This window comes from Micromonospora sp. CV4 (genome assembly GCF_003667455.1).
In the GTDB taxonomy this organism is placed as follows: Bacteria; Actinomycetota; Actinomycetes; order Mycobacteriales; family Micromonosporaceae; genus Micromonospora.
The window spans coordinates 71,581-85,888 of sequence record NZ_RCVI01000342.1 but is presented as its reverse complement, the minus strand read 5'-3'; the positions used below and the strand labels follow the sequence as shown (position 1 = coordinate 85,888).

General features: G+C 71.5%; 8 protein-coding genes. 3 read left to right on the top strand and 5 right to left on the bottom strand.

Annotated features, from left to right (window positions below):
* Positions 1-41 precede the first annotated feature (41 nt).
* A complete protein-coding gene (locus EAD98_RS24185; protein WP_121656284.1) occupies positions 42-3,293 on the bottom strand; it encodes a DUF2961 domain-containing protein in 3,252 nt (1,083 codons plus the stop codon).
* Positions 3,294-3,869: 576 nt separating this feature from the next.
* On the opposite strand from EAD98_RS24185, the gene EAD98_RS24180 reads away from it, so the two are divergent.
* Entirely contained in the window at positions 3,870-4,877 is a 1,008-nt protein-coding gene (locus tag EAD98_RS24180) for a LacI family DNA-binding transcriptional regulator (protein WP_121656283.1), read from the top strand.
* A gap of 145 nt (positions 4,878-5,022) precedes the next feature.
* Here EAD98_RS24180 and EAD98_RS24175 read toward each other — a convergent pair whose 3' ends face one another.
* Complete coding sequence (locus EAD98_RS24175) at positions 5,023-6,657, bottom strand: fucose isomerase (RefSeq protein WP_121656282.1); 1,635 nt, start codon at positions 6,655-6,657, stop codon at positions 5,023-5,025.
* Positions 6,654-8,192, bottom strand: coding sequence for an FGGY-family carbohydrate kinase (locus EAD98_RS24170; protein ID WP_121656281.1), 1,539 nt, complete (start codon positions 8,190-8,192; stop codon positions 6,654-6,656). Before EAD98_RS24170 ends, EAD98_RS24175 begins: the two co-directional genes overlap by 4 nt.
* A 295-nt stretch (positions 8,193-8,487) precedes the next feature.
* On the opposite strand from EAD98_RS24170, the gene EAD98_RS24165 reads away from it, so the two are divergent.
* Both EAD98_RS24165 and EAD98_RS24160 read left to right on the top strand, forming a co-directional pair.
* Positions 8,488-9,789 carry a vanadium-dependent haloperoxidase gene (locus EAD98_RS24165; RefSeq protein WP_199723530.1) on the top strand — a complete coding sequence of 434 codons (1,302 nt, stop codon included), beginning with the start codon at positions 8,488-8,490 and terminating at the stop codon, positions 9,787-9,789.
* Positions 9,790-9,864: 75 nt separating this feature from the next.
* Positions 9,865-11,682, top strand: coding sequence for a hypothetical protein (locus EAD98_RS24160; protein WP_121656280.1), 1,818 nt, complete (start codon positions 9,865-9,867; stop codon positions 11,680-11,682).
* Between the two features lie 97 nt (positions 11,683-11,779).
* Here the strand turns inward: EAD98_RS24160 and EAD98_RS24155 are convergent, their stop codons facing one another.
* Together EAD98_RS24155 and EAD98_RS24150 are read right to left on the bottom strand one after the other, a co-directional pair.
* The gene (locus EAD98_RS24155) at positions 11,780-12,796 is read right to left on the bottom strand and encodes an acetamidase/formamidase family protein (protein WP_199723529.1); all 1,017 of its coding nucleotides are present in this window, start codon (positions 12,794-12,796) and stop codon (positions 11,780-11,782) included.
* A complete protein-coding gene (locus EAD98_RS24150; RefSeq protein ID WP_121656279.1) occupies positions 12,793-14,232 on the bottom strand; it encodes an APC family permease in 1,440 nt (479 codons plus the stop codon). Before EAD98_RS24150 ends, EAD98_RS24155 begins: the two co-directional genes overlap by 4 nt.
* Positions 14,233-14,308: the final 76 nt, after the last annotated feature.

The window sequence follows — 14,308 nt, the reverse complement described above, 5'->3', positions numbered from 1 at the left end:
GGAGCCGGAGGCCCTGGTGCGGGCCTCCGACTCCGACCGGGTCACGACGTCAGGCGAGCCTCGATGTAGTCGAGGCCGGCCAGGTAGCCGCTCGAAGCGGCGGCCTTGCCGGTCACCGTGAGGGTGAGGGTGTGCCGGCCCGCCGACAGTTCCCGCTGGCCGTAGTCGAGCGGGTCGCTGACGACCACGTCCGGCGAGCGGTACGCGTCGAACGCCTCGCCGATCCGGGCGCCGTCGATGGCGACCGTGTTGGTGCCGTAGTCCCGGGCCAGCGTCTGCACCAGTCTCAGCTGGTAGGTGCCGGTGGTCGGCACCTCGAACGCCACGGTCACGCTCTTGTTCGGCGCGTCCGGCCGGAACCACAACTGCGCGCCGCGGGACCAGCGGATGCCGCAGCAGTCGCCCTGCACGTCCGCCGGAGCGTCGGCGGAGACCGCGGGCAGCAGCGACTCGGCTTCGATCCGCAGGGTGTCGCCGGTGGTGGCCGACGCCGGCGCCGAGTAGGCGCCGAGGTTGCCCGCGGCGTCCACCGCGCGTACCCGGTAGTGCCAGGTTTCACGCAGGCCGAGCCCGCTGTGCTCGAAGCTCGGCCGGGTCGTGACACCCACCCGGTTGTCCGGCCCGGGCGTGAACCCGGCCTGCCGCGAGGCGAACACCTGGTAGCTCGGCGCGTACACGTCGTCGGTGGCCGGCCGCCAGGTCAGTGCCACCGCGTTCGTCGTGCCGCTCGCGGCGGTGAGCCCGGCTACCTGCGTCGGTCTGGTCCCGTCGACGAAGGGAGTGACCTCGCTGAGCACCGCGTACCGGGCCGCGGACCAGGCCGGAGAGCCGGCGGTCGGCGTCAGCGTGACGGTCACCGCCGACCTGCCCCTGGTCAGCGCGGGCGGAAGCCGGAACTCGTCCTCCAGCCAGCGGTGCGAGCCGTTGGCCAGCGGCTGCGACCAGGTGCCGGCGTCGTGGCCGTCCACCTGGACCCGCACCGACTGGTATCCGGCGCTCTGGTCCCCCACCCGGCGCAGCACCGCGCCGGTGTTGCCCGAGGCGACGGCCACCCGGAACCGGACCGGCGTGGTCGAGGCGCGGAGGTCGTCGGTCACGGGTCGGGGCGCGCCGTCGTCGCCCTCGTAGGTCGCGGTGAGCACCTGACGCGCACCGCCCGAGGTGTAGCCGTGCGCCGACTCGCTGGCGGGGTCGCCGACGTCGACGGTGTCGGTCCAGCGCTGCCCGACGGTGTCCTGCCCGTACCAGTAGGCGGTCGAGCCGTACCGGGCCGGGTCCTGGTCACCCGGGCCGTGCTCGATGCCGAACCGCAGGTCGGTGGAGAACGACACGGCCTCGGCGAGCATGAGGCGGAAGGCGCCGGTGCAGTCGTACCGGCAGCCGTAGTCACCGACCTCGTGGGCCGGGTTGCCGTTGGTGGGCGCCGAGAACGTGCCGTGGTTGAAGTACCAGCCGCTCTCGTAGAAGTCCTCGGTTCCGGTGCCGTGGATGCTCAAGCTCTGCGCGCCGTCCACGTAGACCCGTTCGTCGCCCTCGAGGTAGTTGCGCTGGTTGCCCGCGGGGATGTGCCCTTCCATGGTGTGCGTGACCCCGACGAACTTGCCGCGTCCGGCCACGTCGAGGAAGAGGTGGTCGTTGCCGGGGGTGGTGTCGGCGCTCGACGCGGTGGCCCGGAAGTAGCCGGCCGTGCCGGTCGGGCGCAGCGCCGGCGCCCAGCGGGCGGAGCGTGCGGTGGTCACGGAGGCCACCGACGACGTGATCGGCACGGAGGAGCCGTTGCGCAACTCGATGCTGAACCGTGACCGGTAGGGCATCGGCCACCAGGCCGACAGCGTCGCGGTCGCGGGGTCCACGCCGAACATCAACGACTTCACCGGGTGCAGTCCCAGGCCGGTGCCGAAGAACTCGCCGAGTGGCGCGTCCACGGTGGTCTCGCCGTCGAACGTGATGCGCAGCCGGCTGTCCCGCAGCACCGCGTCGGAGGCCGCGACGGCCGCCTTGCGGTCGGCGTCGGCCGGGTAGCTCATGGTGTTGCTGCCCTGCCAGGTCTGCGCGGTGATCCGGTAGCCGTGGGCGGCCTCGGCGTCGGCGTGGGACGGGCCGAGGTCGAGGGTGTCGGTCCGCTTGGCGGTCCCGGCGACCAGGCTGTCGACCCAGTAGGTGAACTCGTTGACGTCCAGGTCCGACGAGACGAACTGGTTCCGCACGGTGATCGTGGACTTGCCGGCCGTGGCGCTCGCCGGCAGCTCGACGGTCTGGTCGAGCCAGGTGCCGAAGGGCACCGGGTCGTTGGCCGGCCACTCGGCGACCGGTACGCCGTCCACCGCGATCCGCGCCCGCTGGTGCCCGATGTGCGGGTCCAGCCGGCGGGTCAGCCGTACGCCGGTGTTGGCCGGGTCGACGGCCACCCGGAACTCGCTGCCGCCGTCGGGCCCGTAGGCGCGCCCGTCGTCGGCGACCGGCGTCGGCGGCCCGACGAGTTGCGGCATCCGCAGTTGGAGCGCGTTGACGGCGCCGGGGCCGACGCCGCTGGCGAGGGTGACCGCGCCCTTGGCGGGGACGCTGAACTCGCGGTCGGTGGTCGTCGCGCCCGCTTCCGGGCGCTTCGGGTCACGGGTGCCGGCGGCCTTGAGCTGGTCGATGACGTCCAACGCGCGGTCCGACGGGTCGAATGTGCGCACCCCGTCGGCGGTGGTGAACTTGCGGTAGGTGACGTGGTAGAAGATCGGATTCTTCTCGGTGGTCACCCGCATCGAGCTGCGGTAGGTCATGGGCGCCTTGATGTAGACGCCGCCGGAGCTCTGCGCCGCGTTGGCGACCACCGGGTAGACGAAGGGCGCGCCGAGCTTGCCGTCGACCACGTCCTGGAGCGGAGCGTCGAGCACGGTCACACCGTCGAGGACCACCTTGATGGTGCCGGTGGCGGAGACGTTGCCCTCGTCGCGGGTGAACCAGATCGAGTCGATCTCACCGGAGCCGGTGGCCTCGGCGAGGACGCAGCCGTCGGCGCCGGTGCGCAGGCACGAGTACTGGCCGGAGAAGCCGTCGTCGTTGCCGCCGCTGCGGTCGAAGCTGGAGAACTGGTAGGCCCGCGGACCGTCGGGGAGCTCGGCGAGCCGGTCGAGCCGGCGGTAGACGTCCCATCCGGTGGGGCCGTTGTCGGCGGAGGTGGGGGCGGCGGAGGCCGGCCCGGCTGGGCCGACCAGGGCGGTTCCGGCCAGCAGCGCCGCGGTGAACGCGGCGCGCAGCAGCCGGCGAGCGGGGGTCCGTGATGCGTGGGTGGTGAGTGTCATGAGCGCCTTCCACGTCGGTGGGTGGGGCGGGTTGCGAGGCGATGTCAAGGAATCGATTTCTCACCGCAACAGCGACAGGGTAGGCACGCCTCCACGCGGCGGTCAATCCTCTGTCGCCGCCGATGGCCGCCGTAGTTGACAGCGACCCGGCCCGCTCTTATGGTCCTCGATCAGAGCCGAGCAAACGATTTCTCCGCTCGCGTGAGCATGCCGCAGCCGTTGCGGCCACTGGGAGGCCCTTCGTGCCCCGACTCGTCGTCCGCACCGGATTTCCTGACAGCGGTACGCCTGGGCAACCGTGCGCCGCCGGTCCGTGACTGCTCGTACGGGAAGGGGCGTATTCTCGTGACATCGAGGGCCGAGGCGGTGGTAGGTCGGGGTGATCCCCCGCAGCCCACCGTCCAAAGATGACCGCGGCAGGCCCGGTGGACGACCACATCAGCGCCGGACACCGGCGCGAAACACCGGTCACGGGTCGGTCACTACCCGGCCGTAGGATGCCGGGTTCCGGCACCGGAGCGTGCTGGGTGGCCGCGCCGGAGCACAACATCAGGAGAGCCGAGCGGATGGAGGCGAATGGCGACGATCTATGACGTGGCGCGGCAGGCTCAGGTCTCGCCCGCCACGGTGTCGCGGGTGCTGAACGGCCGGACCACGGTCGATCCGGTGATGGCCGCCCGGGTGCAGCAGGCGATGCAGGACCTCGACTACCGCCCCAACGCCGTCGCCCGCAACCTGCGCCTGAGTCAGACCAGCCTCTGGGCCGTCATCATCTCCGACATCGGGAACCCCTTCTTCACCTCGATGGTCCGAGGCGTCGAGGACGTCGCCCAGGGCGCCGGCTACTCGGTGGTCCTGTGCAACAGCGACGAGGACCCGGAGAAGGAGTCCCGGTACATCGCCGCGGCCCTGGCCGAGCGGATGGCGGGTGTCATCATCTCCACGTCGGGCCGACCCACCGTCATCAACCGGCTCGTCGAGGCACGCATCCCCGTCGTGGCCATCGACCGCCAACTGCGTGGCGTCAACATCGACACCGTGCTCGTCGACAACGTGCACGGGGCCGAGCTGGCAACCACCCACCTGCTCGACAACGGCTACCAGCGGGTCGCCTGCATCACCGGTCCCCGCCGGATCTCCACGGCCGCCCAGCGGCTCCGCGGCTACCAGCACGCGTTGCGGTCGCACGGCCGGGAGACGACCGACAACCTGGTGCGGTACGCGGACTTCCGCGAAGAGGGTGGCTACCGGGCCATGGCCTCGCTGCTCGACAGCGACAACCCGCCGGACAGTGTCTTCGCCACGAACAACCTGATGACCGTCGGCGCCGTCGAGTGCCTCGTCGACCGCGGGCTCAAGGTGCCGGCCGAGTTCGGAGTGGTCGGGTTCGACGACATACCCTGGGCCCACCTGGTCAGACCATCGCTGAGCACCGTCTCCCAGCCGACGTACGACCTGGGGCGGGCGGCTGCGGTGCTGCTCACCGAACGGATCGCCAACCCGACGCGGCCGCCGTCGACCGTCACCCTCAGCACGGGCCTCCAGGTACGCGAGAGCTCCAGCCGCCCGAGCGGAACCTCGTAACCGGCGAGCCCACCGCCGACGCGGTCCGAGCCGGTGGGCCGGCGGCCCGGGGTGGAGGTCGGGGAGCCTGCACCCGGTACACCGTCAGGCTCCCCGTCCGTGTTCCACCGGCTCCGATCCGCACCGTCGGCGGCCCCGCCGTCGCTCAGAGGTTGACCTCACCGCACAGGTGCACCCGGATCCCGAGTTCGGCGAACATGGCCGCCTTCACCCGCAGCGCCCTGTCGGCGGTCGCGGCGTCCGGCGCGTACGCGACGTTGACGTGGTTGGCCTTGTGCCGCGCCATCAGCTGGTCCCGGTCGACCCCGTGCAGGACGGCGTGCATGATCGGCCACTGCGGGGTGGTGGCGTCCAACCGGCGCTGGGTCTCCTCGGCCGGCAGCTCCACGACGGTGCCGCGACCCAGGTCCACGTGCAGCACACCGTCCATGATGAACACCCGGGACCAGACGATCTCCCCCGGCTTCGACACCCCGCTCAGGGTGCCTCCGCCAAGCGGGAAGAACATCGGCGGCTGGCGCATGCTGTACGACTTGTCGTAGCCACCGTTGTGTGACGCCGGCACCGAGCCGGAGATCTCGAACACCCAGACGAAGTCGTCGCCGTACCACTCGCCCCACCGGATGTCGTGCAGCGTCGTCGCCGGGTCGAGGCCCATCGCCGTCCAGATCCGGTTGGTGACGAGCGAGTCGACCGCCACCCCCTCGTCGACCTCGTTGAAGTGCGGCAACGGCGCCCCCGGGTACAGCTCGCGGCTCCCGTCGCGGCTGAGCACCGGCGGCCGCTGGACGTTGTTCAGCAGACCCTCGGCGAGGTCGCTGGCCGGAACGGTGTCCTTCAGGCCCTGCTGGTACTGGATGCCCACCGCGTCCAGGCCGAAGTCGTCGGAGATGCGCAGGGCCGCGACGTACATCTTGAACTGGCTGAGCAGCTGCGCCTCGGTCAGTTCGCTGGCCTCGTCGGTGCCCACGTGAAAGGTCATCCCGGCGTCGTCCAGCCACCGGCGGACCGCCCGGGCCTCCTCGTCGGAGACGCGCGCCATCTCGGCGACCAGCGCGCTCTGCGACAGCCGCTCCTTGTAGATGCCGAGCGGATTGATCAACTCGTCGTCGAAGATCGCGTTGTACATCCCCATGCAGCCCTCGTCGAAGACGCCGATGATGGCCTTCTCCGTCGCGAGCTGGCCGGCCAGCGACCGGCCCAGCTCGACCTCCGGGTCGTCGGGCAGGGCGGGCAGGTCGCGTACGTGGCTGGTGTCGTGGCGCAGCTCGCCGGTCTCCAGCCAGGTCCGCAGCCCGCCGATCGCCCACTCGTCGGTGAAGTTCCGGCTCCACAGCGCGGAGTGCGGGATGCCGGCCTTGGTGAGGCTCGCCGTGAGGTTGAGCAGGCCGACCAGGCCGGGAAACTCGCCGCTCCAGTTCGCCACGATGAGGATCGGCCCCCGGTGGCTGCGCAGCCCGGCCAGGACGTGGTGGCTGTACTGCCAGACGGCCTCGACCACGATCAGTGGCGCGTCGGCGGGGATCTGCTTGAAGACCTCGATGCCCGCGCGCTGGCTGTCGATGAAGCCGTGCCCCTTGCTCGGATCGACACCGTGCCCGCGCTCGACCTTCCAGCCGAGCGCGTTGACCGCCGCGGTGAGGTCGGCCTCCAGTTGCTGCTGGGTGGGCCAGCAGGTGACGTTCGCGCTGAGCCGGAGATCGCCGCTGGCAACCGTGTAGACGGTGCCGGGTGCCGCCGTCGGCGGTTTGGCGGCCACGGGCAGCGTGTAACTGGTCATGGGGCGACTCCTTCGGTGCGTTGCTCTTTCCCGGCGTCCGTCCGAGCGACGGCCAGGAAACGGACCTGACGTGCGGCGAGCGCGTGCGCGACCCGCCTGGAACTCGTGTACAGCTCGCGATACAGCCCGTACAGCTCGTCGTAGTCGGCGGCGAACTCAGCCCGTGGCTCGCAGACCTCCGTGACGGGGTTCCACGCCTCGATCGAGACGGGCCACCCGGTCTGCGCGGCCAGGAACGCCGCGCCGTAACTGGCGCCGATGGTCTGCGCGGGGATCACCTGGGCGCGTCCGGTGACGTCCGAGACGATCTGCGTCCAGAGCCCGCCCCGGGTGCCGCCGCCGACCGCGACGACACGCCGGATGTCACCGCCGCTCGCCTCGATGGTCTCGATGTTGTGGCGTACACCGAGGCCCGTCGCCTCGAGCGCGGCGCGGTAGAGGTCACCACGGTCGTGCGAGATGGTGAGACCGGCGAGTATGCCGCGGGCCTGCGGATCCAGGATCGGCGTCCGTTCGCCGGCGAAGTACGGCAGCATGAGCAGCCCTCGGGCGCCCGGGCCGGAGGCCTCGGCGAGGCGGAGCAGGTCGGGATAGTCCGGCGAACCGAACAGCTCGCGCAGCCACGCCGTGATCGCCCCGGACGTCGCCAGGCCACCTGCGAGATTGCGGGTCCCCGGCAGGGCGCCGACGGTCCCCCACAGCGACGGGTCGGTGACCCGGGCGGCGACCGTGTGGACCAGGAACATCGTCGTGCCGTACATCAGCATGAGGTCGCCGACGCCCTGCGCGCCGACGCTGATCGCCTCCGACCAGGCGTCGATGGTCCCGGTGATCACGGGGATGCCCGGCGGGAGTCCGGTCGTCGCCGCCGCCTCCGCCGTCACCCGGCCTGCCACGTCGCCGGGCCAGCGCAGCGGCGGCAGGACCAGGCCGGGGGCGATCTCGGCGGCCCACGGTTGGTACCAGTCGTGGCGGTCGGTGTCGTACAGCGGCGTGCACTGGCTCGCCGAGTGGTGGTCCAGCACGTACTCGTCGGTGAGCTTGACGGCGAGCCACGAACTGGGCATGAAGAGCCGGCGGGCACGCCGGTAGAGGTCCGGCTCGTTCTCGGCGACCCAGGCCACCTTCGCGCCCGCCGCCTGACTGGACAGGGCCGAGCCGCACCGCCGCAGGATCTCGTCCGCGCCGAACCGCTCGTTGAGCTGGGCGATCTGCTCGGTCGAACGGGTGTCGACGCCGTACAGGATGGCCGGGCGGAGCGGAACGTTCGCGGCGTCGGTGAGCAGGACGCACGGGCCCATGCCGCTCACCCCCACCGCCACGACCTCGGCGTCGCCGGGCGCCAGCAGGTCGGCGGTGAGCGCGACGAACTCCTGCCACCAGACGTCGGCGTCCATCTCGACCCAGCCGGGCCGTGGCCGACTGACCTCGTGCGTCCGGGTGGACGACCGCAGGACGCGGCCGTCGACGTCGACGAGCACGCCCTTGCTGCTCGATGTGCCGATGTCCACGCCGAGGACCGCCGCGACCTTCATGGCGCCACTGTTCCAGCAATCGATTTCCTAATCAAGGCCGAGCGCACGTTTTCTCGTCCGCCGACCACCCCCGGTCGAACCTTCGTCGGCACAGACCCGAGGCGGGCAGAGGGGTTCGAGCGCAACGGGAAATCGTTACCCAGCAGGCGGCCGGAAGCTGCGCGGGCGACTCGACGGCAACCGGACGGGCCAACCATCGAAGACCGGCGATGCTATGTTTCGAGCGTCATTGATTCCGCTTCGTACGCCGCGCGCCTTCGACGGTCAGCATCGACAACCTACCGACGGGGAGATCATGACGAGCCGTAGCCAGAGAAGCCGTGCGACCTGGTCCCGCATCATTCCCGCCACCATCGCGCTCGGCTCGCTGGTCGCGTCCACGATGATCGGGCCGGCGCCTCGCGCCGCCGCCGCGACCTCCGGCGCCGGCACCACCAATCCGGTGGTCACCTGGGATCTCAATGCCCAGACGGCGATCTGGGACGTCGCGGCTCAACAACCGAACGAGCAGGTGCGCAGCTTCGCGATGGTGAACGGAGCCGTCTACGACGCGCTGAACGCGATCGCGGGCACCCCGTACCAGCCGTACCTTTCCGCACCGCCGTCGAGCGGGACCGAGTCGGCGGATGCTGCCGTCGCCGCCGCCGCGCACGGCGTGCTCGCCGCCCTCTTCCCCGGTCAGCAGGAACGGCTTCGGGCCCAGTACGACGCGGCCCTGGCCGCGATTCCCGACGGGCGCTCGAAGCGGGGCGGCATTGCGATCGGGGCGCGAGCCGCGGCCGCGATGGTCACCGATCGGCAGGACGACGGCGCGTTCGGGGACCAGCAGTGGGCCAGCGGGACAGGACCCGGCCAGTGGAGACCCACGCCGCCGCTGTTCCTGTCGCAGGGCGCCTGGACCGGGCACATGCGACCGTTCCTCCTCCCCCGCGCGTCGACGTTCCGCACACCCGCGCCGCCACGACTGACCAGCAGCGCGTACGCCCGCGACCTCAACGAGGTGAAGGAGGTCGGCTCGGCGACGAGCACGGTGCGCACCCGGGACCAGACGGAGGCCGCGCTCTGGTGGCACGACCGGCGTTCCGCCTCCTGGGAGATCAAGCGCCAGCTCGCCGTCACCCAACAGCTGGACGCGTTGCAGACCGCGCGCTTCTTCGCGATGACCGATCTCATCGTGGCCGACTCAGGAGTGGCGTGCTTCAGCCAGAAGGACTTCTGGAGCTACTGGCGTCCGGTCACGGCGATCCACCTGGCCGACACGGACGGCAACCCGAGGACGACCGCCGACCCGGGCTGGCAGTCGTTGCTCGTCACGCCCCCGTTCCCCGAGTACCCCTCCGGCCACGCCTGCGGCACCGGTGCGCGGATGTCGCTGTACCAACACTTCTTCGGTCGAGACGACATCGCGTTCAGTGGGTCCAGCGTCGACTCCGGCACGACCCGGCAGTTCACCAGCTTCTCGCAGGCGCTCAACGAGCTCATCGGCGCGCGCGTCTGGGGCGGCGTCCACTTCCGCACGGCCGACGTAGAAGGGGCGAAACTCGGCAAGGAGGTCTACCGCTACGCGGTCCGGCACCACTTCCGTCCTTTGAGGTAGTCGCTGGCACTGTGGTCGGACGTGAATCCGGCATTTCCGGGTGAACCGGTTCTTAACGTGCGTAATCTGCCGGACATGGTCTCTCGCATCTGGCGCAAACTGTTGCTCACGGCGATCGGGGTCGGCGTGCTCGCCGGCGCTGGTCAGCTCGGCTTCGCGTTCAGCTTCGGCATCGTCCAGCTCAGCAGCGACTCCACCGGCGCCACCGTCAACCGGTGGCCTGCCCAGCTCGTCTGGGTGGGCTGGTTCGCGGCACACGCCACCGTGGCCGGCACCATCGTCACCGCACGCCTGGCCCGCCGGCACGGGGCGCTGGGGAGCACGGGCCGACTGGTGGCTGTCGCCGCCGCCGCCGCGCTGGGCGCCATCGTCGTGGCGCCGCTCTGCGTCCGGCCGGCCCAGGCCGCCGAGCCCTTCTCTGTGGACCCGATGTGGGCCGTCGGCATCTGCGCGATCCTCGGCGCGCTGGTCGGCGGGGGTGCCGCGATCGCCGCACTGGTGAAGCCGCCGCTGGGCTGGAACATGGCGGCGATGGGCGGCGTGATCTGGCTGCTGGCGCTCGTCTCGATCGTCCCGTCGCTCGCAACCGCCGGGCCGTTGCCCGCCGTACGGCTCGGTGTGCTGGAGCCGACCGCGTTCGACGCCGGCACGGCACCCCGACAGGCGATCCTGATCCTGCCGGCGGTGGCCCTGCTCCTCGGCGCCGTGACCAGTGGGCTGGCCCGCTGGCGCGGGCACCCGCCGCTGGTCAACGGCGCGACCGGCATGGCCGGCGCAGTGCTGGTCGCGTTCGCCTACCTTGCCGCCGGTCCCGGCGACGCCGTCGACCGGTACCAGATCACGCCGTACTACTACGCGCTGCTCGCCGTCGCCGCCGGTGCGCTCGGTTCGGCCGCTGCCGCGTTGTTCCGCTGGCCGCTCCTGTCCCGCGCCGCCGAGGCGCAGGCCGTCGAGCCGACCGACATCCTCCGCCCGCTGTCCGCCGACTCCGCCGTGCCGCAGGCCATGACGGCCGCCGCCGGCGGTGCGGCGGACGAGCCGGTCGCCCTCGCCGCCACGGGGCCGGTCGCCGGCGCGACGGCGGCGACGCTGCCGACCGCAGCCGAACCGCTGGGCATCGGTGCGCCGGCTGACGACCGGGACGCCCGCGCCGTACCGGCCGAGTCCACGACGCGGACCGCCGCACCGGCCGCCACCGTCTCGCCCACCGACCTCGACGAGACCCCGCGGACAGCGGAACCGGCCCCCGCGACGGCGACCCACCTGCACGGGGGATCCGGCGGGGACGGCTCCGCGACGACGGAGGCGGACGGTGCACGCGTCGCCCCGGGGACCAGCCGGATGTACCAGCCGCCGAAGACCGACCGGACGCCGGTTCAGGCGACGTGGCAGGTCGTACCGGCGCGTCGGGTGCCGCCCTCGGCCGAGCCCGCTCCGGGCGCCGGGGCGACCCACTCGGCCGGCACGCAGGAGGGGTCCGAAGCGGCGCTCCCACCTCGGCTCCGGCCGCCCCTGCCCAACCTGATCGACGCCGCGAACTGGGATGCCCTCGCGAACGCCCAGCGCGCCCGGCCCCGGACCACGACCGACGCCACGGCGGCCAGCCCCACCGGGCCCGATCCGGTCGAGGTGGTCCCCGCGTCGGCCGCCCCGGCAACCGTCGTTCAGGCGGGGCGGGACGGCGGTCGGGCCAGCGGCCGGCTGGGCCTGTTCCGGCGCAACAGGTCCCGGGCCGACGCGGGCACCCCGGCGGACGGCGAGCCGCTGCCGAGGCAGGACGCGGAGTTCGTCGACTGGGTGGCCCGGCTTGGCAACCCGGTGGCGGACAGCGCGCCGGATCAGGAGAGCGACCGCCGGTCACTCCACTCCACCGGCCGTCGCCACAGCGACTGACCTCCGCTGTACGGCCCACCGCTGCACCAACGCGACCTGACCGCGCTCGACGTGCCGCGTCATGCTTCGCGGGGGCAGGGCTCGGCCCCTGCCCCGGTCAGCGGTGGGTCAGATAGTGGCGGGCCGTCTCACGCAGCCGGTCGTGCACCCCCTCGTACCCGCCGACACCGCCGAGATAGCGCTTGTCCACCTTCGCCACCATCGTGTAATTCGTGTCGCACACGTTGCCGACCGGGGCCTCACCCGCCTGGCTGACCAGTTGGTACGCGTCGAGCTGATCCAGCCCGACCAGCTCGGCGGTCCAGGTCACCAGGTCGTGCTGGCTGATCCGGTAGGCGTCCTCCAGCGGACGGGCCGAGCCGGTGGACATCAACGCGTCGTCCGACTCCAGCCGCGGCCACGGGGTGCCGACCCCCTTGACCACGTCCACCACGACCGTGGTGTTCATGGCCGCCTCGATGCCGGTGCCGCACACCTCGCCGTGCCCCTGCCGGCAGTGCCCGTCACCGAGGGCGAAGAGCGCTCCCGACACGTTCACGCCGAAGTACGCGGTGACTCCGGCCCGCAGCTCCGGGGTGTCCATGTTGCCGCCGTGCGCGTCCGGGGTGATCGTCATCCGCGCCTCGAAGGCGCCCGGTGCCACCCCCGCCGTGCCGTGCATGGGATCCAGCGGCAGCGCGACGGTGTAGTCGCCCCGGCGTGCCCGGTACGTCGCCGTGCCGGCGGCGACGTCGATGTCGTACCGCCAGACCACCTCGTCGAGCGGAGGTTGCAGGGTCGGCGTGGTGTGGGTGCCGGTGAGCGCGCCGAAGTGCGGGAAGGTGGTGGACACGGCCCAGTCCCGCGCCGGCTCGATGGAGATGAAGTGCACGGCCAGGGTGTCCCCGGGCTCGGCGCCCTCGACGTGGATCGGCCCGGTCACCGGGTTGAGGTACGGGAACTGGCAGACCTGCGACGGCAGGTCGTCGGTGCCGCGGACCCGGCCGCCGAAGCAGTCCTCGGTGTAGAGCTCGAGGATCGTGCCGGGGCGCACCCGGCGCACCGCCTCGCGCCCGCCGAAGGTGTAGGAGAGTTCGTCCGGCTCCGGCCGGTACTTCACCACGTCCGTGTTCACTGCGGCTCCTTCACCGGCTCGTCGGCGCTGTCGTGGGTGACGTCGACGAGCGCGGCGAGTTCGGGACGCCGGCCCGTCAGGTAGAAGGCCAGCAGGACCAGCAGCCCGACGCCCAACCAGACGAAGCCGAGCACCTGGGCGGCGACCTTGGCGTTGATGACGACGTAGAGCAGGATCAGGAACCCGATCACCGGCACCACCAGATGCCGCAGCCAGTCCCGGCTGCCGTTGCGCACCACGTAGTGGGTCACGACGGAGACGTGCAGTGCCAGGAACGCGGTCATGGCGCCGAAGTTGACCAGTGTGGACAGCAGCGAGATGCCGTCGTCCCGGCTGGCCATGTAGAGGCCGAGCGCCAGGGAGATGGCGGCGACCAGCATGGTCGCGTTGGCCGGCACCTTGTGTTTCGGGTTGATTCGGGCGAGGAAGCGCGGCATCTGCCGGTCGCGGGCCATCGCGTACAGCAGGCGGGAGGTCGCGGCCTGCGCGACCAGGGAGTTGGCGAAGCCCCAGGCGATCGCGGTGGCCAGGGCGGTCAGCCCGGCCAGCCAGCCCCCGCCGGCCGCCCGGGCCGCGTCGTAGAACGCCGTTCCCTCGGGGTCGCCGTTGTCGAGCAGGCCGGGCGCGTCCGGCACCAGCAGTGCCGCGACCCACGTCTGCACGACGAACAGGGCGCCGGCCAGCAGCAGCGCCGCGACCATCGCCCGGCCGATCTGCCGGGCCTCCTCGCGGCTCTCCTCGGCCAGCATGGAGATCCCGTCGAAGCCGAGGAAGGAGAGGACGGCGATCGACACCGCGCCGAAGACCAGCGACCAGGAGAAGGTGTCCGCGTCGAACAGCGGCCGGAGCGAGAAGCCCGCACCCTTGCCCTGGGCCAGCGCGACCACGCCGACGACCAGGAAGATCACGAGGATGACCAGCTCGGCGGCGAGCATCACCCGGTTGACCCGGGCGGTCATCCGGATGCCGAAGAAGTTGACGACGGTGTTGAGCACGACGAAGGCCACCAGCCACGCCCACACCGGCACACCGGGCACGAGGGAGTGCATGGCCACGCTGGCCACCAGGTAGAGCAGACCCGGCACGAGGACGTAGTCGAGCAGGATCACCCAGCCGGCGAGGAAGCCGGCGGGCGGTGCGATGCCGCGACCGGCGTAGCTGTAGACGGAGCCGGCCATGGGGAACGCGCGGACCATCTGGGCGTACGACAGGGCGGTGAACATCATCGCCACCATGCCGATGATGTAGGCCAGCGCGACCATTCCGCCGGAGCCGGTGTACACGCTGCCGAAGATGCCGAAGGGTGCGATCGGCACCATGAAGATCAGTCCGTAGATGAGCAGGTCGGTGAAGCTGAGGGTCCGACTCAGCTCCTGCCGGTAGCCGAACTGTTCGACCTTGGTGACTGTCTCGGACGGGTTGGGAGGTTGAGTCATGGCAAGCCTCCTTGATCTGCTCAGGCCGCACGTTAGTCCAGCCATCGACAAACGGCTAGATCTACGTGTCTGGATC

Excerpts from the sequence above, each read along its gene's own strand:
- EAD98_RS24185 (WP_121656284.1), bottom strand. The coding sequence starts at position 3,293 with ATGACACTCACCACCCACGCATCACGGACCCCCGCTCGCCGGCTGCTG.
- EAD98_RS24180 (WP_121656283.1), top strand. The coding sequence starts at position 3,870 with ATGGCGACGATCTATGACGTGGCGCGGCAGGCTCAGGTCTCGCCCGCC.
- EAD98_RS24175 (WP_121656282.1), bottom strand. The coding sequence starts at position 6,657 with ATGACCAGTTACACGCTGCCCGTGGCCGCCAAACCGCCGACGGCGGCA.
- EAD98_RS24170 (WP_121656281.1), bottom strand. The coding sequence starts at position 8,192 with ATGAAGGTCGCGGCGGTCCTCGGCGTGGACATCGGCACATCGAGCAGC.
- EAD98_RS24165 (WP_199723530.1), top strand. The coding sequence starts at position 8,488 with ATGACGAGCCGTAGCCAGAGAAGCCGTGCGACCTGGTCCCGCATCATT.
- EAD98_RS24160 (WP_121656280.1), top strand. The coding sequence starts at position 9,865 with ATGGTCTCTCGCATCTGGCGCAAACTGTTGCTCACGGCGATCGGGGTC.
- EAD98_RS24150 (WP_121656279.1), bottom strand. The coding sequence starts at position 14,232 with ATGACTCAACCTCCCAACCCGTCCGAGACAGTCACCAAGGTCGAACAG.